The sequence below is a fragment of the Psychrobacillus sp. MER TA 171 genome (assembly GCF_023713305.1).
Taxonomy (GTDB): domain Bacteria; phylum Bacillota; class Bacilli; order Bacillales_A; family Planococcaceae; genus Psychrobacillus.
This window is the reverse complement of record NZ_JAMAWN010000031.1, coordinates 1-21,388: the sequence shown is the minus strand read 5'-3', so window position 1 is coordinate 21,388 and position 21,388 is coordinate 1. Positions and strand designations below refer to the sequence as shown.

The following is a 21,388-nucleotide window of genomic DNA, read 5'->3' as shown; positions in this document are numbered from 1 at the left end:
AATCTTTTGGTCAAAATAATCCTTTTGATTTGCGGTTATCTCGCAACAATCCTTGTAAATATACTTGCTAATACGTTACCTATTAATGGTCAAACGACTGGGGAAATCTCTGCTAGAATTCCAGCCCTCTTTACACCTGCTGGTTATGTATTTTCCATCTGGATTGTTATTTATATACTATTAGCATTTTGGATATGGAATATTATAAGAGAATATAGAATTGAACATAAGATTCCCTTACAAAGAGTAGTATTATTTCTAGCAACGTGCCTATTTAATATTTCTTGGATTCTACTATGGCATTATGAGCATTTTAGCTATGCTTTAATTACAATACTAGCGCTGCTTTGGTCCTTATTCCTTTTATATTTAACTTACTCAAGTAGTGAATCCAATTGGAAAAGAAGAATACCTATTTCCATTTACCTAGGATGGATTTTTGTAGCCACTATAGCAAATCTTGATTATGTTTTAACATATTATGAGTTTAGCGGCTTTGGAATAACTACTTCTTTATGGGTCGTTATATTCCTAACGTTAGCTACTGCAATTGCCTTACACTTTAGATATCATTATGATGACCGAGCAATCGTTCTAGTCTTTATATGGGCTTTCATTGGAATCGCTGTACGTCATAATGTAAATGAATTATTAATATCTGCAGCCTCCCTCTTCCTAAGCGCAGTCTTAGTGGTTGGAATACTATTTATAAAAAAAACGCCAACGAAAAATTAAATTTCGTTAGCGTTTTTTATTTAATCTATTTTAGTTAAAATAATTGGTTGGTCTTTTGTAACGATTACCGTATGCTCGATTTGAGCAACTAAGGATTTATCTGGAGTAACAAATGTCCAGCCATCACCTGATTCAACGATATGTTCTGCCTTTTCGGAAATGAAAGGCTCCACTGCTAGAACCATTCCTTCTTTTAAGATTGTTGACTCCCATGCATCATAATAATTCAACACATGCTGAGGTGCTTCATGCAAGGACTTCCCAATACCGTGACCAGTAAGATTCATGATGACATGTAAACCGTTTTCTTTTGCTTCTCTTTCCACTGCCTTACCTATTTGGTTAAGACGAGAACCTGCTTTTACTTTAGTCATAGCACGATTAAATGCACTTTCTGCTACCCGACAAAGTTTTTCCTTATCCTCGTAGCCATCTCCTACTACAAACGAGATACCAGTATCTGCGAAGAAACCTTCATATGAACCGGAAACATCAATATTAACAAGGTCTCCCTCTTTAATCACTCGAGAGCCTGGAATTCCATGTGCAACCTCTTCATTGACACTTATGCAAGTATACCCCGGGAAATCGTACTCTCCCATTGGGCCGGAAACAGCGCCTTTATCTTTAAATAATTTACCGCCAATTTCATCAAGTTCTTTAGTAGTCACGCCTGGTTTTGTTGCTGCCTTCATTGCATCTCTTACCTCAGCTACAATGTGACCAATTTTTTTTAACATTTCTAATTCTTCATTTGTCTTTACTATCATCTTTACAAGATCCCTTCTTCACTTAGATGTATGAATATCATATCATATATCTTATGACTTCGGGAGTAATAGGCGCGGGGCTTTTACGAATAGGATCGAACAGATAAAAGCTGCAAATAGAAATACAGGTATCATATAAGTAGAATTATAAACTAATGAATATACGATAACATTTTGGCCCTCAGCAAATTCCCCAAAGAATAATATCCCCGATAATACGTGGGCTAAATAACGTAAAAATGAAGCAATTAAAGCACCTAGCACAACCGCTATTGTCATTTTCATCTTATTTTGATGTTCATATGCTTTAATATATGCTGGTCTTAATAATCCTGCAAGCCCTGCAACCATAAATGCTATAAAATAATCAATACCTACTTGCATAATTACTATTTCAAATGATAAGGGTGCTGGATAAAAGCGTCCTGTCACAACCTGCAACAGCCCTATTAAAAAGCCGGTCACTACGCCTGCCACTATACCTCGACGAAAGGCAATTAATATGATTGGAACGAGAACAAATGTAACACTGCCTCCCTGTGGCATACCAAAACCAATTAAATCTAATACATAGCCTAATGCTGCAAAAATAGCAATCTCCACGAGTAACACAACACGTTGATTTCTCATTGTAATCCCCTTTTTTGACCACAAAAAAACGCCGAAGGGACAGAGCCAGACATCGCGCGATTGCCAGTTTCCATCCACATCCCTACGCAAGTATGAACTTACAGGTTCTAAGGGTACTATCTCAGCCGCTTTGTAGCGACGCCCCTTGTGGTTTCGAATTTATTTTATTTGAGTTCATTGTATCCGATAGGTGTTTAGAATGCAACCCCGATTGGTATTATATAATAATACAAATTTATTATTAGGGGTGTAATAATTGATTAATTTACTAACAGATCTAATTAAAATAAAGAGTGATAATTTGGAAGGTGCAAATGAAGCACTGCAATACTGTAAAAATTGGCTAGAAAAAAGAGGCGTTATAACAAAAACGTATGAGCTAAACAACAAACAAATGCTTGTAGCTGAAATTGGAACAGGTGAGGAAACTATAATCTGGAACGGTCATATTGACGTAGTTCCAGGAAACCCAGAGCAATTTGAACCGAAAATTGTAGAAGACCGACTATATGGGCGTGGCTCAGCTGATATGAAGGCTGGTGTTGCTGCAATGATGGAAGCTTTCGCTGTTCTATCAGAAAAACAAGAGTTACTTACCAAAAAAGTACAGCTACACATAGCTACCGATGAAGAAACAGGAGGAAAAACATCCAAGCACTTGGTTGAACAAGGTTATCATGGTGATTTTGTTATTTGCGGTGAGCCAACTCATGTTAACATCGGACTCCAAGCAAAGGGTATTTTACAATGGGATGTTCACCTAAAAGGTAAATCTGCTCATGGCAGCCGTCCGTGGGAAGGAGTAAATGCAATTGAAAAAGCCATGTTATTTGACCAAGACTTAAGAAAATGCTCGTTCATGCAGGCTAGTAATGAATATTATGAATATCCTTCTCTAAATTTGGCAAAAATAGAAGGAGGAGACCGATATAATATGGTACCAGACGAATGTATCATAAGTTATTCTTTAAGGTTTGTTCCTGGACAAGACGTCGAGGAAATCTCCAAAGAGTTAAGAAGCCTTTTAGAGAAATACCCTGGCAGTGAAATACATTTCCAAGGTCATACTCCAGCTATCACTAATAAAGAAGATGATAAGTATATCCAGAAGCTTTTAGCTACTTGTAACGCTATCAGACAAACCCCAACTACCCTATTCGGACAGCATGGTGCTGCAGATACTCGTTATTATGCAGCGAAGGGTGCGGTAGCCATAGAGTTCGGGCCAAGCGGCTCTGATTGGCACGGGGATCAGGAATCGGTTTCTATTTCATCCGTTGAGGAATATAAAGACATACTTGTTAAGTTTGTCTTAGATTAATTAAAAAAGTAGCGAGAATATGTGAGGAGACCATGTATGGATACCAATAAAATTTTAAGTGCATCAACCTATTTTTCTATTTTATTTGCTCCCTTTATTCTTCCAATAATTGTTTACTTCCTTACGACAGATAAAGGGGTAAAATACCATGCAAAAAGGTCTTTAATCTCACATATTATTCCTACTATTTTCTTTGTGTTTCTTATGTTAGCAGTATTTGCAAACTTTTCCCCACTTAGTTATTCAGGCGACACAACAAACATGTGGTCTAGCATGACTACAGCATTAATTTTTATAGGCTTATATACGTTGATTAATATAGTTCTGTTCATTTGGAACATTGTCCAGGGAATCAAGGTATTACGTCATGATGTTTAATTGCTTCTAAAATGGGAATAAGATAAGTATAGAAAAGCAAGGAGCGGATTGATTATGAAAGTAGGCAGATTAGTTAAGTCAGCTATTAAATGGGCACCAGTAGTATATCCAATTGTTCGTAAAGTATTGAAATCGAAAAAAACAGTAAAGCGCTGAACTTTTTACGCTAACGCTATATAAAAGAAATTAAAGACTGAAGACAAACTCTAAGATATTTGAGTTTGTCTTTAGTCTTTTACTATTTGCTAAAAAAGAACCCCCAATTTTATGAACCATAAAATTGGGGGTTCTTGAAGTTCTCAGCTAAGTTGATTGCTCATAACCCTTTTGAGCAATGTGTTTTATGATAAAATACGTTGCAAAACCACAGCTATATAATTACCGTTTGTAAACGATAGATAGCGATTAATTGGCAGTGCATTTGCTTGCGTTTGCGTTGAACCATTATTACTTTGGTTTCTATTTTCTATAAGCTCTTCAAAAGTTAACGGATTAGGCTTAGGCAATTCGTGCTCATACACAAGCATACGGGAGTTGTACTTACTAAAGAACGAGTTAGCCATTTGACGGTAGCCTTCTAGTGTAGGATGAACATCACCAACACTTGGTACTAATTCTTTTTCTTTCCCATCGAATGACTCATCCACTGAGATATAAGTTGCTCCATTTTGCTCTGCTACAGTTTGTAGAATCGTGTGTAGCTTATCTAACTCTTTGCCGACACCTTCTTTTTGAGACTCATGCACATGCGGATATGCAAAATAGTATCCCATCACATATATTTTAGCCTTGGGTGCAGTAGCTTGAACTTCTGTTATGATTTCTTGCATATTTTTTCTAACATTATTTAGTGCAAAATTGGCGGAAACTTGCGAGTAAGCGACCATCCCACTTGCAGGCTTAACCTGAACTAGCCTTAACAAATCGTTAGCCCCTGCAGAGATGGTAACAAGTGTGGCATTTGCCAGAAGTTCCTTCGCTTCAGTTGACTGAACGGTTTTCAAGACATCACTAGTTGTATATCCTGGAAATGCTAGTCCTTTAGAGTAGAATCCAAGCAGATTGGCCCTCTTCAACTCTTGTGAAATTAAGTCGGTATATCCTGCATCAATTGCCATATTTGGTGTTTGACCCGCGGCAAGTGAATCACCTAAAGGAATATAAACCTCTGGCGACTTTGCCTCTACTGAATACACAGGAGATAAAATTAAAAGAATCATAAGTAAACTTATCCATCTTTTCACTGAAGATCAGCTCCTTAAAATGCCCATGCACCTTTAATAAAGATTGGTTCCTTCGTTCCATCTGCTAATTCGCCTGTTATATCCATACCTGCGCTTCCAATCATAAAGTCCTCATGGACGATAGAAGTGTTAATACCCATTTTTTCTAATTCCTCCGCTGTTAAACCTCTAGCTCCCCCTACACAAGTCGGGTAAGCTTCTCCGATAGCAAAGTGATTTGAGGCATTTTCATCAAACAAAGTGTTGAAAAACAATACATTAGATGCTGAAATAGGAGATTCATGTGGTACCAACGCGATTTCACCTAAATATTTTGCGCCCTCATCCGTTTGAATCAGCTCTTGCAGAAGCTTCTCACCAGAAGCTGCCTGAACCTTAACAATCTCACCATCTTTAAATGTCAATTTGAAGCCATCAATCACGTTCCCTTGGTAGACAAAAGGCTTAGTATTGCTTACAAAACCGTTCACACCAGTTTTGAGTGGCGCAGTGTAAACCTCCTCAGTAGGCATATTCGCGATAAATGGCACTGCTTGAGCGTTTTTACTAGCTCCAGATTGCCAGATGTGTTCTTTTGGCAATTCCACTTCAATATCTGTACCTTCTGCCTTGTAATGCAGTTTTTTATATCTTTTCTCATTCAATAATGCTGCACGTGACTCTAAATTGTTAATATGCTCCTGCCATTGCTGAACCGCAGTTCCTTTTCCAATGCGCACTACTTTGAAAATAAGCTCCCATAATGCATCCATTTGTTCTGTTTCGTCTAGGTTAGGAAATACCTTTGCTGCCCATTTTTTAGAAGGCATTGCTACAATCGACCAAGTGATCACATCATTCATTACAGCCTTGCGGTAATTTTCTAATGCCTTACCTGAAGCCTTTTGATAGTTCGAAATACGATCTATCGCCACTCCCTCTAGCAAATCTGGATTATCTGCATCAATCCATAACAAGGCACCTTTATTTTCAATTAATTCATCTCGCTGTGCAACCACCCATTTTGGTACTTCATGAAATGCTTCATCAGGTGCCATATCATAAAACAATCTAGCATTTACTTCATCTGTATAATTGACCTCAACTCTTTTTGCTCCTGCTTCATATGCCTTTTTAACAATAAGTCTGGTAAAATCAATCGTATCTGTAGTGGTATTAATTAAAAGCGGTTGTCCCTTTTGAATGTTCAAGCCAACCTTAACTACTAACTCAGCATATTCCTCAAGATTTTGTTGGAACCCCATTACTTACTTCCCCTTTTTATCGATCGTTTTGGATGAACCTTCTATTAATTCACCACGATACCATATTTTTTGAACGGCTTTACCCGGAATCTCTTTTGTCCATTTTTTATAGGTTTTTTCATCGTTATATGATAAAAGTGTTAAAACTTCTCCATTTTTGCCTGCTCGTCCCGTACGTCCTGAACGATGTAGATACTGCTCAATAGAATGTGGAACATCTACATGAATGACGTGTGTAAGTCCAGAAATATCTAATCCTCTAGCTGCAACATCCGTCGCTATTAAGATACTCACTTTACCATTTTTAAAATCATCTAATGCTTTTTTACGTTCCTCTTTTTTCATCTCCGAATGCAAGGAAACGATAGGTGCATCTCTGTAGGAGAGCTTATAATCCTTCATAAGCAGCTGATCTAAGCTGTTCACAAATGCTAGCCCTCTCATGCCTGGTAAGTGCGACAGCTTTCTTAAAAACTCTGTTTTGTCTCTCGTTTCTGTTTTAACAAAGCTATGGATGACTTCGCCTTTAGCTGGCACTTCCTCAGCTGTCACATGGATTCGGACAGGGTCCTTCATCATACGCTCTGCAACTAGCTCTATTTCCTCCGTGATTGTAGCTGATGTTACGACAAGCTGTCTTTCAACAGTTGCATCTATTAAACCCTTTACAGTTGTACGATGCTCTCTGCTTAGGAGCTGGTCTCCTTCGTCTAATACGATGGTATTAATTTCATGCATTTTCAGCTTTTTCACTTTGACAAGCTCCTGCAGCCTACCTGGTGTCCCAACTACAATATTTGGCTTTTTCTTTAATCCTTCAATTTGACGATTAATATTCGCTCCACCGATTAATTGAGCTACAGAGACACCCGTTCCTGACGCCCATTCTCTAAATACCTCTACAATTTGCATCCCTAATTCTTGTGAAGGGACTACGACTAGCGCTTGTATCTGTTTTTTAGAAGGATCAACCTTTTGTAGTAAAGGAAGAACGTAAGCCAATGTCTTACCTGTTCCTGTCGGGGACTCTGCTACTATATCTGAACCGTTAAGCATATGCGGGATTAGTTGGGTTTGGATAGGCATTTCAAATGCAAATTCAGCCTCTGCCCATTTTTTTTGTAATGTTTCATTTAAATTCTGTATAACTGTCAAGTTTTTCTCCACCTCATCTGTGTTTGAATCAAGTGTACCACATTTTTATTATCGACCATTAGCCATATAAGTAGATTAATGCAATTAAAAAAAGTGCCTTTTAATAGGCACTAATTTGTTTGTTTCTCATCATTTATATATTGCTTCATTAATTGATAAAAATTCAGTTCATATAATTGTTTTCCATCAATTTTAAAAACACCTTTGTTTACTAAATCCTCTATAATATTGTCTCTTCTTTTTTCTGTTTGTGTGTCCTTCTGTATCATCATTCTTGATGTCTCCTTGCTTTATACTGTCCGATTCATATTTACCCAAACCGGAACCATTATAAACTCGTAGGTTGATTTTTTTTGAACACCCTACAAAAAACAGGAAATTTCCTTTTAATAATTAGATAAAAGATATAACCTACTAGTGCTCCTAAGCTATTTAACCAAAGGTCATCTACATCACTACTTCTATTTTGTGGAATCTGTACGATTTCTATAAATAGCGAAATAAAGAAGCCAATGAGTACAGGAAAGGGGAAAATCTCCATACGCCTAAAAAGAAGTGGAAAAAGAAAGCCTATTGGTACAAACAAAACTATATTGCCAAGGAAGTTAATATAAAAGGGTTCCCAATACCCTAAGTAAATAATAGCGTTACAAGTTTCCTCTATTACTCGAAATAATTCTAAGTTAATACTATGCACATATGCTTGCTCCTCTTCAGGCTTAGGAACAATTGTCTGCGAAAATAATCCCACTAATACTGCAATTAGAAATAGCACGCCCAGCTCATATAACCCTTCCCTTAAATGAAAACCACGTCGTTTCCATCGAATGAGCCGCCAAATAATAAGGACCGGTAAAAAAATCATAATAGCATAAAGCATCTCATCTAAATAATCTATAATCACTGGCATCTAATCACCTTCCAATAACTCTTTTAAAAATTTCTCCCGGTGATCTAGAAAATATTTAGTTGTTTGATAATGTGCTGTTTGTTCATATTCCACTTCTTCAATATGTCCAGCATCAAAGCTATAAATTGTTGCCTCTGGAAAGCCTAAAATAATAGGAGAATGTGTAGCTATGATAAATTGGCAATCCTCTTCTTGTATTAAGTCATGCATTATTTTTAAAAAGGCCAACTGTCTTTGCGGGGAAAGTGCTGCTTCTGGCTCGTCCAATAAATAAATAGCTCTTCCATTAAAGCGATGTAAAAATAAGGATAGAAATGATTCACCATGTGATTGTTCATGAAGTGATTTCCCTCCATACGATCCAACACTTCCACTTTCCATCACATGGGAAGCAAATTGGTAGAATGTCTCTGCACGTAAAAAGAAGCCGTTCGTCGCCTTTGGCATCCAAGAGAGCTTCAAATGTTTTCCTAATGCACTCTCTGCTGCATCTACCTCATAGTAGTTGTTTCGGCCACCACCTGCTGTATTAAACTCACATTGATCTGCAATTGCTTCTAGTAGAGTCGATTTTCCTGTGCCATTTTCACCTACAAAGAAGGTGACGCTATTGGTCAATTCAAGTTCCCTAAAATTCTGGATTGTAGGTATAGTAAAGGGATATTCATCCTTTGATATTTCTTGATCCGTTCTAATCATTATTCTTTTTAAAAACATATGAAACTCCTTTCATTCATATAATTACTATTATGTTTGAAAGGTTGTGAACAGTGGATTTTCCAGTTTGCGTTACAAACAAAAACATTACCCATTCAAAACCTAACATTTCTGTTAATATTCCTCATATTACTAACTTACCTCATTCTTTAACAGAAAAAAAGATTAATGGAGATATTGTTTCTCTTTTAAATAACCTCCTTATTGAACAGGGCTTTTATAATGAGTCATTAGTGGAGATGGTAGGAACTTATGAAATTAAGACAAACGAGCGAAATATTTTAAGCTTAAGCCTTACCGTTTATTCCTTTACAGGAGGTGCTCATGGTTTAACTATTACTAAGTCCCTAACCTTCGATGTTATGACTGGAAAGCAATATTCATTAAAGGACTTGTTTAACCCAAATAGTAATTATGTAGAGAAGCTATCTCAAATTATTTCGATGAAAATAGAAGCTTGGGAGGTTCCTCTTTTGGAGGATTTTACTACTATCAGACCAGACCAGGATTACTATCTGGCCGATCATACTATCGTCATTTATTTTCAACTCTACGAGATTACCCCTTATGTATATGGATTTCCTTACTTTCCGATTCCTATTAAATCAATAGAAGATATTATTCGTACAGATGGCCCGCTCAATACATTATTAACATTTTAGCTAACGCTAGTGACATATCTCCCTTTACTGAGGTAAAGTAATAAGTAAGTTAGTGGAGGGGGTACATAGATGAAGAAAAAAGCTGTATTTTTTGATTTGGACGACACCTTACTATGGGACAAGAAAAGCGTAGAAACGGCTTTTCAGAAAACCTGTGATTATGCTGCTGCAAAGGCTAGCGTAAATTCCAAAGAGCTCGAAAAATCCGTTCGTGACTCGGCAAGCCAGTTATATGATTCATATGAAACACGTCCATTCACCCAAATGATTGGTATTAATCCTTTTGAGGGACTATGGGGCACATTTGATGATCCAGGAGAAGATTTTCAAAAGATGAAGCTACTAATCGCTGACTATCAACAACATGCATGGACACAAGGCTTACAAAAGCTTGGCGTCGAGGACGAGACCCTTGGAAAGGAACTAGCAAGTTATTTTCCACGTATGCGCAAGGAAAGTCCTTTTGTATATGAAGAAACATTTGAAGTACTAGACAAATTAAAGAATAACTATACGCTACTACTAATGACAAATGGCTCACCAAGCCTGCAAAACACAAAGCTTGAAATTACTCCAGAAATTTCACCATACTTTGATCATATTATAATCTCTGGGGCATTCGGAAAAGGAAAACCAGATCCATCTATTTTTGAGCATGCCCTTGAGCTTGTTTCAGTTAGCAAGGAAGAAGTATTAATGGTTGGAGACAATTTAATGACCGATATCCTTGGAGCATCTCGTGCGGGTATTCAATCCGTATGGATCAATCGAGAAGCTAAGCCGGTATCGGAGGAAATTCAGCCTACGTATACTATTAAAAGTTTACATGATCTACTTAATATATTAGAACAATAATTATATAATTTTAAATTAGGCAAGAATGCTGTTAAATCAGCACTCTTGCCTTTTAACAGTTTGCTTATATAACGCTACTACAAAAAAATTATTTCAGAATACTCCACTCGTTTATTTTCAGGTAAACCTTTGAATTGGATATTTATGTTAAAATAAGAATTATGGTCATAAAAAGAGTATATCCTCGAAAGGGAGACGGGTATTATTTTGAAGAAGATAGTTGGAGCTGTAGTACTTACTTTTACATTGCCAATCGTTGCATTTGTAATATTTATTTATTATGTTTTATACACTTGGGAAATGGAAAACCAAGGAGAGTTTAGAGATTATGATAAAGGAGTTACTATAGAGGTTAATAATTTGAGTAATCAAGATCTATCTAATTTAATTTTTTCATATAGTGCCACTTACGGAGGCTTTGAAGAGGTCGGGACGATAAAAAGTCTTAAAGCTGGAGAGTCAGCCCAAATTACTGGAAGCAGCAAAGAGATTAAATCAAGTGATACAAGTTTATATTTACATTATTACATTGATAACGGTGGAAAAGCGGAAGAGAGTTTAGCTTATTATAAAACAAGAGAACCATCAAAAGCAGTAGTTGTTTTAACGATACATGAAGTAGAACCCATTGGATTTTTAAAGTTCGAATTTAGTGGATACGATGGCTGGTCGCGATATGGTCCCATTAAAGTTAACTATGAATAAATAAAGTTAAGATGAAATTTTTCAAGTAAAAATCTTAGGTATGTTGCTGAAAAACTTCACAGGAGGTAATGAAATGGATGCTTTGATGTTAGAAGGATGGACTCCTATATTGCTTAGCGGAATTGTGTTTGCAATTGGGATGTTTATAACATCTCGTAAAGTTTCAAGAAAATCTTTATTTTCCACTTCTACTGTACTAAGTATGATTTGCATTGGGGTAATTATTTTTAGCGTAATTGGAGTTGGTGGTTGGGAAGGCATGGGAATCGGATTATTTACAATTAGTATATTAATAGGAATATGGGTAGGTACTGGTATTGGATTTATTTCAGGGAGTTCAAATTAATAAAGTAGAATTTATTCGCCTCCCTCTCTCGTGTGGTGAGCAATAAGCCTTAACCCATCGTTTACGTCGATGGCCTCTCTAGACTTATTGCCCCTTCTATTTGGAATGTCACTTTGCAGCTTGGAACAGCACCATTTATTCAAACTCGATTTGTATCATCACTATCTCTGAGCGTGTACCAATCCGAATCGGCGGACCCCAAAAGCCAAAACCGGATGTCACAACAGAATGCATCGTTTCCTTTTGCAGATGTCCCCAATCATTTTCATAAATAGCACTAGTAATTAAATTGCCTGGGAAGACTTGTCCCCCATGCGTATGACCTGACACCATCAAGTCAATGCCTTGCTGCTGTGCAATATCAAGCTCATATGGCTGGTGATCCAATAAAATAGTTGGATTTGAAAGGTTCACATCATCCATCAGTGAATCTAAAGGTAACCTGTCCTTGTCGATGCGGTCTTTTCGACCAATGAGCGTAAATTTCCCTTGAACCTCTACTATATCATCGTAAAGTATATTGATTCCGCTGTTCTCCAATGCATCTATTAGTTCCTGCATGGTACCGTCATGCCTATCATGATTGCCAAGCGATGCATAAACTCCGTAAGGTGCATCAAGCTTAGATAATATCTGATCTATTCTCTGATCAAAAAATGGTTGAATATCATCATCAAAGAGATCACCAGGTAGTAAGATTATATCTGGATTGAGTGCATTGATTTCCTTAACTAACCGCTCAGCGTGACTTTTACCAGACAGCAAACCAAAGTGTGTATCTGCTGCCAATGCAATATGAAGACCATCCAGATTTGAGGAGCCTTTAGCTATCTTAATATCATAGCTACGAACAATGGGACTGTATGCGTTATATGTGCCGTATGCAAGAAAAAAAACAACTAGACCCAAAGTGACGAAACCTGCCCACTTTTGTGTACTGTGTCTCGGTAGCCTGGTATAACGTAATAGGATAACTGTTATATGAGCAAGAGGAACTAATAGCAACAGTAAATAAAAGCAGGCCATCCAGTAAGCACCCACAATATTTATAAAGGTGATTCCCGATGTAAAACCGACAATTAAAGAGCTGGCTGCCAGTACTACGATGAAGCTGTAAAGTAATTTGAAGCGGCGACTTGACGATTCCGGACGGAGCCAGCGATATCCCCGCCAGCCAATATAATAGACGAGACCGCCATAAAGCAGCAATGTGAAGATGATAATTAGGATGACCATATGTATGAGCTAGACTCCTTTTTATTATGTCAGATTTAGAACTTATCTCCTCTATGAAATAGAGTATATACCCAAGAAGGCAAGTTTAATATTCCTTGTGAGAAAGTAGTTTGAGGCAGACCTTCAACACATATAATAATTTTAACATAAATATCCAATAAAAAATCACCTCTTTAGAAGACCTCGAGAGATGATTTTTCAATTTTAAACTAAGCTTTTAAATTTTCACTTATAAATCTATAGGTGTTGCATCGAATATATCTGCTAGTCCTTTTAGTTTCTCAATGCCTTTACCCTCTATATGCTTGTCGATTGTAAGCATCATGATTGCATCACCGCCTACTTCAGAGCGTCCCACCTGCATCGTTGCAATATTCACGCCTTCCTCTGCAAGCAGCATGCCTACACGCCCGATTGCACCTGGTTGGTCTTTATGACGGATAAATAGTAAATATCCGTTAGGGACCACATCTACGATAAAGTCATCCACTCGAACGATTCGTCCTCCTAGTCCATTCAATAATGTACCAGACACTTTCCGTGATTCAGTAGCAGTTTTTACTTCCACTGTAATTAGACTTGTAAATCCTTTAGAGTTTGTGGTTTTTAATTCATTAATAGAAATGCCAAGACGATCAGCAAGGAATTTTGCGTTCACATCGTTTACAGACTCGCCTAACTTGCTTTTTAGGAAGCCCTTAACTGCGTTTCGAGATAATGGGCGTGTATCAAAATTAGAAAGCTCGCCAGCGTAGGTAATATTTATTTCTTCTGGAGGTCCCTCCACTAAATCGCTCAAGAAGGATCCAAGCTGTTCGACCAGGTTGAAATATGGTTCAATTTTTGCCAATATGTCCTTCGGTACTGAAGAAAGATTAACTGGATTTTTTACGACTCCTTCTGTTAAAAAGCTTACTACATCGTATGACACATCAATCGCTACTATTTCTTGTGCTTCTACTGTGCTAGCCCCTAAATGTGGGGTAGCAATAACCTGTGGCAATGTTAACAGCTTATGCTCTACGAATGGCTCTTCTTCAAACACATCTAGTGCTGCCCCAGCCACCTTACCAGAAAGAATCGCATCGTATAAAGCATCCTCATCGATAATTCCGCCGCGGGCACAGTTAATGATTTGTACACCGTCCTTCATCTTTTCAAATGCGTCCTTATTAATTAAGTGGCGTGTTTCTTTAAGTAAAGGAGTATGTATAGTGATGAAATCTGCTGCTTTAATAACATCCTCCACTGTACCAAATTGTACGCCAAGCTTCTCTGCTTTTTCAGGAGTTAAGAAAGGATCGTAGGCAATTACGTTCATTCGTTGACCCTTTGCACGAACTGCAACCTCTTGACCGATTCGACCAAATCCAACGACACCCAATGTTTTATTCTTTACCTCTACTCCAATATACGTTTTGCGATCCCATTTTTTATTTTTTAAGGAATGGAATGCTTGCGGAATTTTTCTAGCAAGCGACATTAACATTGCAATAGTATGCTCAGCAGCAGAGTTGGTGTTGCCATCCGGTGCATTAACAACAATAATTCCACGCTCTGTTGCTGCAGGAAGATCGATATTATCTACTCCAACTCCAGCTCTGCCTATAATTTTTAGGTTCGTTGCCTTTTCAATAATTTCCCGAGTAACCTGAGTTTGACTTCGCACAAGCAAAGCATCGAATTCTCCAATTTTTTCTGCCAGCTGATCAGGGGTTAGATCTGTATCTACTACTATATTAAATCCCTCTGCCTCCCTTAAAGGGAAAATACCATCCTCGCTAAGTGGGTCGCTAATTAGTATATTGTAAGTCATCATTCATCTGCTCCTTCTCATTAAGTTTTACTTATGCTAAATAAACTCGTTGCGCCGCTGCTGTTCCTTTTCCAAGCTCAATATCCTTACCTAGTTTTTTTAGAGCTATCTCTATCGCACTAATGATCTGCAGCTGATCTGCTGGAGAGCAATAGCCCATATGCCCAATTCGGAAGATTTTGCCCGTTAAATGCTGCTGGCCGCCTGCTATGGATATCGCGAATTCATTCTTCAGAATCTTACGGAACTCTTCTGCATCAAAATCCTCTGGCTGAACAGCCGTAACAGTTGGGGAAGCATCCTCATCTGTTGTCAGTAATGGAATGTCTAGTGCTTTAAACGCTGCACGAGTCATATTTTTCATTAGCTCATGGCGAGCATATACGTTTTCAAGACCTTCTGTCTCCAATAAGTTCAGCACCTGCTCAAGTCCAAATAATAATGATAAGGCGGGAGTAAACGGTGTAGTATCTTTTAGTAAATTATCTCTATATTTTTTTAGGTTCAAATAAAATCTAGGCTGATCGTTTTCTTCGATCACTTTCCAAGCTTTTGCACTAGCAGCGACGAACGTTAAACCTGCAGGAAGCATGAATGCCTTCTGAGAACCAGTGACCATTACATCGATTCCCCACTCATCCATTTTTGTTTCTACTCCTGCCACACATGAAACTCCATCTACTACGATTAAAGCCTCTGACACCTCTTGTACGGCTAAAGCTAGCTGATCAATTGGATTTAAAACTCCAGTGGATGTCTCACAATAAGTAGAAAATACTGCTTTTACTTGTGGATGCTTTACTAGAAATGCCTTAACTTCTTGTGGATCTAATGCCTTGCCCCATTCAGTACTTAATACGTGTGTTTTAATATGATAGGCCTCACAAATCTTAGTGAAACGATCTCCAAACGCACCTGTTACTACAACAAGCACTTCTTCCCCTGGCTTTACGACATTCACAACTGCCGTTTCTAAACCTGCAGTCCCACTCCCAGCAATAATGGCAACCTCTTGGTCTGTACCAAACACTTTCTTCAAACCAGGGGTAATACGCTTAAGCATATCTGAGGTTTCTTTTCCTCTATGACCAATCATTGATTGATTCATCGCTCGTTGCACACTCGGTGGAATTGGACTTGGTCCTGGAATACGTAAAATGGTTTGATCTTGAAGCATACAAATCTCCTCCTTATTTTGGAAAAACAAAAAAGCCCTTCGTCCCCTACATTAATGTAAGGGGCGAAGAGCTAAAATAACTCACGCGGTACCACCCAAATTTACTGCAAACATACTGCAGCCTCTTAAGTCACATGCTTAACGCGCATTCACGGATGAGCCTACTGACTTCAGCCCACCGATTCAAGAGTGCTACCTCACATACGAAACCACTGATTTGCACCAACCATCAGCTCTCTGTAGATTTACAAAATGTAAAGCTTATCTCTGTCAAAATCGTTTATCACTTATTGAATTATCCCTATCATACGCAGGATATTTTTAGTTGTCAATATAGTTTGAAAACTTGAAAACGCTATCATTTTATTACATCGTATATAAACGTTGATATTATGCTATTTTAAAAAATTAAAAATATTTATTATTCGTATATAAAATGATTCAAGATGGACAATCCGTTGTTTTATTTAATTAAATAACCTAATTACGAACAATAATATAATTAATCACAGAATCATACACTTATATGAAATATTTTTTATTAAATATTGACTAACGTATTGACGAACATGATTAATATTTGTACACTGTATAAAATCATTTGTTTTTCCCATAAATACAATTAATCGAAAATAGTAAGGATTTGATGAGATGATCGTAAGTAAATTTGGAGGAACATCGGTAGCGAGCGCAGAACAAATTAAAAAGGTTGCTGAAATCGTAAAGGCTAATTCTAAAAGAAAATACGTAGTCGTTTCAGCACCAGGCAAACGTTTTGAACAAGATAAAAAAGTGACCGATTTATTAATAAACCTAGGCAACGCTGCCTTACATGGTGAAAATGTAGAGCCTTGCCTTGATGCTGTGTTAGATCGCTACAAGGAAATTGCTCTAGGCTTAGACTTAGATTTACTCATTTGTGATGTAATTGAAGAGGATTTACGTTCAAGGCTATCTATGAAACAAGAAAATCATAGTTTATTTATGGATTCCTTAAAAGCAAGCGGAGAGGATAATAATGCGAAGCTTATTTCTACTTATTTCACAAGCATCGGAATTCCAGCTAGATACATGTGTCCTAAGTCAGCAGGTCTGTTAATAAATGACTTACCCGAGCGGGCAATGGCACTCCCGGAGGCTTATCAAAACCTCCATACGAGTCTAAAAAATACTAGTGAAGTGATTGTTTTCCCTGGATTTTTTGGTTATACAAAAAAGGGCTTACTACGGACTTTTGATAGAGGTGGATCAGATATAACCGGATCCATATTAGCAGCCTCTATTCAAGCTGAGCTTTACGAAAACTTTACCGACGTGGATTCTGTTTTTTGTGCAAATCCGAAAGTAGTTAACTGTCCTGTGGAAATAGAGGAAATCACATACCGAGAAATGCGTGAGCTTTCGTATGCCGGTTTCTCTGTATTCCACGATGAAGCATTAATGCCGGTATACAAGGCTAAAATTCCGGTATGCATTAAAAACACGAATAACCCCTCTGCACCTGGCACCAAGATTGTCTCATCCAGAAAAGTGAATCGAAGACCTATAACTGGGATTTCAGCTGATAGTGGATTCTCTATACTATACGTCAGTAAGTATTTGATGAACCGAGAGATCGGTTTTGGCCGCAAGCTACTTCAAATTCTAGAGGAAGAGCATATTTCCTATGAGCATACTCCTTCAGGTTTAGATGATATATCTGTGATTTTTCGAAGCCACCAGCTAACACCCGAAAAAGAGGACAGAATAGTAAAGAGGGTTAAGGAGGAATTACACGCAGAAGATGCCCATTTCCGACATGAGTTCTCCATGATTGTAGTCGTTGGAGAGGGCATGAACAATAGCACCGGCCTAGCAGCTAGAGCTGCCACAGCCATTGCTCGAACTGGAGCTAACATTGAAATGATTAACCAAGGATCGTCAGAGGTCAGCCTTTCCTTTGGTGTTCATCAAAGCAATGAAAACAAAATTCTTCGAGAGCTCTACCAGGAGTTTTTTGCTCCTGTGATAGTATGATGCAATTTCATTAGAAATTTCATAAGCCTCAGAAATTTTACCATTCGTAAAATTTCTGAGACTTTTTTTATTTAGCTATGTTAAAGGTAAGAGTAGATTTTTGTAAGGTGGAATTGTGTTAAATGTTACGTTTAAACTCACGTGTGAAGGTTAGTTTAAGAAGGAATCTAGTTCGAAATAGAGAATATAAAGGTATGACATCTATAAGGGGTGGGTATAGTGACTCAAAACGAATATGAGTGGGTTAGACAGACTCGAATGATACTTCTTGATTTTTGTAGTGAACTAGATCCAAGTGACTTTACTCAAGAAAATAACTTTGGTTGGCAAAGTGTAAGAGACACGCTGGTTCACATAGCAGACTGTTATCATGCTTGGCTTGGCTCATTTGTTTTATTGAAAACAAAGAAACCTCTCACTTCAAAGGAAAAACTGTTGGAACTCGGTTGGAATGAAATAAAAGTACACTTTGAACAAGTAGATTCTTATGTAAATGAGGTATTTGAAGTATTCGCACAACAAATGGATAAGCCGATAAAGAGGCAGATTCCTTGGAGAGAAGGAGGAGAACCGATATCAATGACACCTCGTAAATTGCTCATGCATACAATCACTCATGAATTCCATCACAAAGGACAGATTATGGTTATGGCACGCCAGATGGGTTATGAACCTCCTAATACAGATGTGTTAGGAACAGTAGATTAGAGGTGATTATACGTGGTACTTTCTAAAGTATGATTTAGAAAACATGACCCACATTTCGGTTGTCTGTTATTATGTCCAAAACATTAACTTTGCTCCATTAAGAATCGTATCCAATATACAAATATTTAGAGAAAAAACAAGTTACAGGGTAATAAAATATGGCTATGTTAAAGGGTAGGGTTGATTTATGATGCAAAGAAATCTTAAATCAGAGAGTAGAATTGATTTCCGCCCCAGCCGGACGCTTTCCTCGGGGTGAGCGATAAGCCATCACCCATCGCTAACGCGCGTGGTTGTGATGTCTTATCTGTCTCACTCATCCCGTAGGAGTCGCCGTCTGGTTGCTCCAATCAATAAATGGGAACAGCTTTGGCATCGATAAAGCGCTAATAAATTTACTCGCATAAACAAAGCTAAAAACTGTCACCAACCCCAATTTCATCATCTATTTATGTTCTTAATAGCCATTTGAAAGTTTCTTATTATAATGTTTACAGTCATTATTAAAAAATTTTATTTAATTGCCAGTGTTTCTGATACAGATTTTCCTCGTTCTAGAAAAATTTACGACAATGACCCCATAATTTACTACAATCCATCCTTACTTTACGACAATCAACCAATAAATTACTACAATCACTCAGCAACTCTCTCGTTCTAAAAGAAATTACAACAATAATCCCATAATTTACTACAATCCAGCCTTACTTTACGACAATCAACCCGTAGATTACTACAATCCACAAGTCGCTCTCTCTTTCTAGCGACTTATTAGCATTGCTGAATTTCTTTACTTTCCTCTTTGTATACTAGCCCCTCCTCCAAGTACACCTTTAGAAGTGTTAAAGTCTCTCCCCAGCCAACTGCACAGTTCAAGCAGGCCTTTATATCCTTATCTGAATTGGAATAGCCTGTTTCCTTAAATACAACAAGTGTCCCATCTCGATAAGGTTCTAATTTAAATTCAATTGTTGTAACACTTTCTCCTGGAGTCCATTGAAAAATGAAGGATTTATTCGGAATGGTCTCCAATATCTTACCGCCATCCACTAAATCCTTTTTGTCCTTACCTAAGCCAGTCCATTTCAAACGTATCTCACCAGTTCCATCTGACTCTTGATGTATTGATGTTTGATCAGTAAACCAAGCGTTCCATCCTTCTGCCGTTGTTAGTGTATCAAATACTCTAACAATACTTTCCTTAATGTATACTTGATGATCGATTTCTGGCATCGGTATTCCTCCTATAAAGGTTGTAATTGGCTAAGTCCTGAATGTTTTTCATAAGAAATTAAAGTCATGTTATCGTTAATCTTTTTCTGTTCTCCTGTACGTACATAGCCCATTTTTTCATATAAATAGCAGTTTTTTTCTTCTTGGAGAATGGTATCGAGCTCCCAGCTAGTCACTTCAGGATAGATCATTTCTAGCCGTGTCATTACCTGTTGAGCCAAACCCTTTCCTTGAAAGCTTTCTAATATATTGATCATATGCAAACGCATTGTTTGCGATGATTTTTTGTACACATGTACACTACCTGCTAATTCATCCTCTACTATAATTTTATAAAAGATACCTTGATGCAAGCGTTCTTGAAATCGTTCAAAGGTTTGTAATACAGGAGTCGTTTGATGATCCTCATATTTTTTATAAAGTGGCAGGAATACTTGTTTTTGAATTTCATATAGCACTTGCGCATCTTCTATTGTTGCTTTTCTTAAGCTAATTTTTGATGCTATTATGTCAAATACATTGTCTAATATATGATAAGCAATAAACTCTCCACGCTTCACCATTTCTTTTATTTCCTGAATCGTTGCCCATTTAGCATCTGCCACTTCTTCATATTGAAGCTTTAAATCCTCTTTCTCTACATTTTGTTTTATTAAATAATTATCATCGAAGCCTCGTAAGAATTTAACTGTGAATAAAACCTCTGCCTGTTCCATATTTATATCAATTCCCAGCTCTTCCTTTGTTTCACGGACCGCAGCCATTTCTGAGGTCTCTCCAGTTAATACAGATCCTGCAGCGGCACAATCCCACATATTTGGCCAGCCTGTTTTCCAAGCCTGACGTTTTTGTATTAAAAGCTGTCCTTCATCATTCATGATCCAAACATGGACAACTTCATGAAAGACCCCTTCTTCCATTTCTTCTCCACGGATATGAGTTTTTCCTGTTTTCTCTCTGTAATGATTAAACGTATCCCATACTTCCATTTTCCCACCAGCCTTGTCATTGTTTAGAATAGTTTATCATAAATCTATTGACCTTCAATAAAAAAAATGATATATTATAGGTTGTTAACAATTTAGGTAGAACATAAAAAAGAAATTTGGCATTCTACAAACGTGTTTTTGAACATACTTATTCACACTGGAGCGATTATAGGGTCGCAAGGACGTAAAAGAAGGTAGGGTTTACGTTGCTTAGGTTAGAAGACAACCAGTGGAACAATTTACCGCGGCATTGAAAGCTTAAACCTTTCATGGAAATTATTCACCGAACATTCGGGATGAAATTTAAAAATTCAAAGATTATGTTTTACCTCATACAAATCAAGGGCTGGTCTCCAATGGAGATCAGCCCTTGTCCAATTTATTGGAGAATATAAAGTTACCCCGATGATACGTGAGGGCACTGAAAAAGTCAATGAAATTACTAAAGCGATTGCGTGAACCTGTTCACGCAATCGCTTTTTCTTTATCTTACATCCTCTTATCATAGTATAATGAGTAAAACTAACTAGAGGTGACGCAA

The 21,388-nt window shown here is 37.5% G+C and carries 22 protein-coding genes, 1 riboswitch and 1 other annotated feature; of the genes, 9 read left to right on the top strand and 13 right to left on the bottom strand.

Annotation, left to right across the window (positions count from 1 at the left end):
• Positions 1 to 6 precede the first annotated feature (6 nt).
• Positions 7 to 735 (top strand): tryptophan-rich sensory protein, encoded by a 729-nt coding sequence (locus tag M3627_RS18895; protein WP_251557025.1) that lies wholly within the window; start codon positions 7 to 9, stop codon positions 733 to 735.
• Positions 736 to 755: 20 nt separating this feature from the next.
• Here the strand turns inward: M3627_RS18895 and map are convergent, their stop codons facing one another.
• Both map and thiT read right to left on the bottom strand, forming a co-directional pair.
• Positions 756 to 1,505 carry a type I methionyl aminopeptidase gene (map, locus tag M3627_RS18890; RefSeq protein ID WP_169360734.1) on the bottom strand — a complete coding sequence of 250 codons (750 nt, stop codon included), beginning with the start codon at positions 1,503 to 1,505 and terminating at the stop codon, positions 756 to 758.
• A 51-nt stretch (positions 1,506 to 1,556) separates the two neighbouring features.
• Positions 1,557 to 2,135 (bottom strand): energy-coupled thiamine transporter ThiT, encoded by a 579-nt coding sequence (gene thiT / locus M3627_RS18885; protein ID WP_251557023.1) that lies wholly within the window; start codon positions 2,133 to 2,135, stop codon positions 1,557 to 1,559.
• A 62-nt stretch (positions 2,136 to 2,197) separates the two neighbouring features.
• Positions 2,198 to 2,291, bottom strand: a riboswitch (TPP riboswitch).
• Positions 2,292 to 2,391: 100 nt separating this feature from the next.
• Here thiT and M3627_RS18880 point away from each other — a divergent pair.
• A complete protein-coding gene (locus M3627_RS18880; protein ID WP_251557021.1) occupies positions 2,392 to 3,456 on the top strand; it encodes a M20 family metallopeptidase in 1,065 nt (354 codons plus the stop codon).
• A 36-nt stretch (positions 3,457 to 3,492) separates the two neighbouring features.
• Positions 3,493 to 3,834: a magnetosome magnetite crystal formation protein family gene (locus M3627_RS18875; RefSeq protein ID WP_169360731.1), complete on the top strand. Its 342-nt coding sequence runs from the start codon at positions 3,493 to 3,495 to the stop codon at positions 3,832 to 3,834.
• Positions 3,835 to 4,175: 341 nt separating this feature from the next.
• On the opposite strand, the gene M3627_RS18865 is transcribed toward M3627_RS18875, so the two are convergent.
• The 6 genes from M3627_RS18865 to M3627_RS18840 form a co-directional block, all read right to left on the bottom strand.
• Positions 4,176 to 5,078 carry an SGNH/GDSL hydrolase family protein gene (locus M3627_RS18865; protein WP_251557019.1) on the bottom strand — a complete coding sequence of 301 codons (903 nt, stop codon included), beginning with the start codon at positions 5,076 to 5,078 and terminating at the stop codon, positions 4,176 to 4,178.
• 14 nt (positions 5,079 to 5,092) lie between these two features.
• Positions 5,093 to 6,322 carry an aminopeptidase gene (locus tag M3627_RS18860; RefSeq protein WP_251557018.1) on the bottom strand — a complete coding sequence of 410 codons (1,230 nt, stop codon included), beginning with the start codon at positions 6,320 to 6,322 and terminating at the stop codon, positions 5,093 to 5,095.
• Between the two features lie 3 nt (positions 6,323 to 6,325).
• The gene (locus M3627_RS18855; protein ID WP_251557017.1) at positions 6,326 to 7,477 is read right to left on the bottom strand and encodes a DEAD/DEAH box helicase; all 1,152 of its coding nucleotides are present in this window, start codon (positions 7,475 to 7,477) and stop codon (positions 6,326 to 6,328) included.
• A 110-nt stretch (positions 7,478 to 7,587) separates the two neighbouring features.
• On the bottom strand, positions 7,588 to 7,749 hold the full coding sequence (locus tag M3627_RS18850) for a Fur-regulated basic protein FbpA (protein ID WP_169360728.1): 162 nt from the start codon (positions 7,747 to 7,749) through the stop codon (positions 7,588 to 7,590).
• A gap of 56 nt (positions 7,750 to 7,805) precedes the next feature.
• Positions 7,806 to 8,387, bottom strand: coding sequence for a VanZ family protein (locus M3627_RS18845; protein WP_251557016.1), 582 nt, complete (start codon positions 8,385 to 8,387; stop codon positions 7,806 to 7,808).
• Complete coding sequence (locus tag M3627_RS18840; RefSeq protein WP_251557015.1) at positions 8,388 to 9,104, bottom strand: AAA family ATPase; 717 nt, start codon at positions 9,102 to 9,104, stop codon at positions 8,388 to 8,390.
• 53 nt (positions 9,105 to 9,157) lie between these two features.
• On the opposite strand from M3627_RS18840, the gene M3627_RS18835 reads away from it, so the two are divergent.
• The 4 genes from M3627_RS18835 (at position 9,158) to M3627_RS18820 (ending at position 11,672) form a co-directional block, all read left to right on the top strand.
• Entirely contained in the window at positions 9,158 to 9,766 is a 609-nt protein-coding gene (locus tag M3627_RS18835; protein WP_251557014.1) for a DUF3298 and DUF4163 domain-containing protein, read from the top strand.
• A 69-nt stretch (positions 9,767 to 9,835) separates the two neighbouring features.
• Entirely contained in the window at positions 9,836 to 10,621 is a 786-nt protein-coding gene (locus tag M3627_RS18830; protein ID WP_169360724.1) for an HAD family hydrolase, read from the top strand.
• A 207-nt stretch (positions 10,622 to 10,828) separates the two neighbouring features.
• Positions 10,829 to 11,326 (top strand): hypothetical protein, encoded by a 498-nt coding sequence (locus M3627_RS18825; protein ID WP_251557013.1) that lies wholly within the window; start codon positions 10,829 to 10,831, stop codon positions 11,324 to 11,326.
• Between the two features lie 73 nt (positions 11,327 to 11,399).
• A complete protein-coding gene (locus tag M3627_RS18820) occupies positions 11,400 to 11,672 on the top strand; it encodes a YesK-like family protein (protein ID WP_251557010.1) in 273 nt (90 codons plus the stop codon).
• Positions 11,673 to 11,807: 135 nt separating this feature from the next.
• Here the strand turns inward: M3627_RS18820 and M3627_RS18815 are convergent, their stop codons facing one another.
• The 3 genes from M3627_RS18815 to M3627_RS18805 form a co-directional block, all read right to left on the bottom strand.
• On the bottom strand, positions 11,808 to 12,908 hold the full coding sequence (locus tag M3627_RS18815) for a metallophosphoesterase (RefSeq protein ID WP_251557008.1): 1,101 nt from the start codon (positions 12,906 to 12,908) through the stop codon (positions 11,808 to 11,810).
• A 229-nt stretch (positions 12,909 to 13,137) separates the two neighbouring features.
• Positions 13,138 to 14,724, bottom strand: coding sequence for a phosphoglycerate dehydrogenase (gene serA, locus M3627_RS18810; RefSeq protein ID WP_251557036.1), 1,587 nt, complete (start codon positions 14,722 to 14,724; stop codon positions 13,138 to 13,140).
• 31 nt (positions 14,725 to 14,755) lie between these two features.
• On the bottom strand, positions 14,756 to 15,901 hold the full coding sequence (locus M3627_RS18805; protein ID WP_169360721.1) for a pyridoxal-phosphate-dependent aminotransferase family protein: 1,146 nt from the start codon (positions 15,899 to 15,901) through the stop codon (positions 14,756 to 14,758).
• A 56-nt stretch (positions 15,902 to 15,957) separates the two neighbouring features.
• Positions 15,958 to 16,184 (bottom strand) — a binding site (T-box leader).
• Between the two features lie 368 nt (positions 16,185 to 16,552).
• Here M3627_RS18805 and M3627_RS18800 point away from each other — a divergent pair.
• Positions 16,553 to 17,917 (top strand): aspartate kinase, encoded by a 1,365-nt coding sequence (locus M3627_RS18800; RefSeq protein WP_251557005.1) that lies wholly within the window; start codon positions 16,553 to 16,555, stop codon positions 17,915 to 17,917.
• Positions 17,918 to 18,136: 219 nt separating this feature from the next.
• On the top strand, positions 18,137 to 18,625 hold the full coding sequence (locus M3627_RS18795; RefSeq protein WP_251557004.1) for a DinB family protein: 489 nt from the start codon (positions 18,137 to 18,139) through the stop codon (positions 18,623 to 18,625).
• A 771-nt stretch (positions 18,626 to 19,396) separates the two neighbouring features.
• Here M3627_RS18795 and M3627_RS18790 read toward each other — a convergent pair.
• The gene (locus M3627_RS18790; protein ID WP_251557003.1) at positions 19,397 to 19,858 is read right to left on the bottom strand and encodes an SRPBCC family protein; all 462 of its coding nucleotides are present in this window, start codon (positions 19,856 to 19,858) and stop codon (positions 19,397 to 19,399) included.
• 11 nt (positions 19,859 to 19,869) lie between these two features.
• Positions 19,870 to 20,847 (bottom strand): GNAT family N-acetyltransferase, encoded by a 978-nt coding sequence (locus M3627_RS21200; protein ID WP_251557002.1) that lies wholly within the window; start codon positions 20,845 to 20,847, stop codon positions 19,870 to 19,872.
• Positions 20,848 to 21,388: the final 541 nt, after the last annotated feature.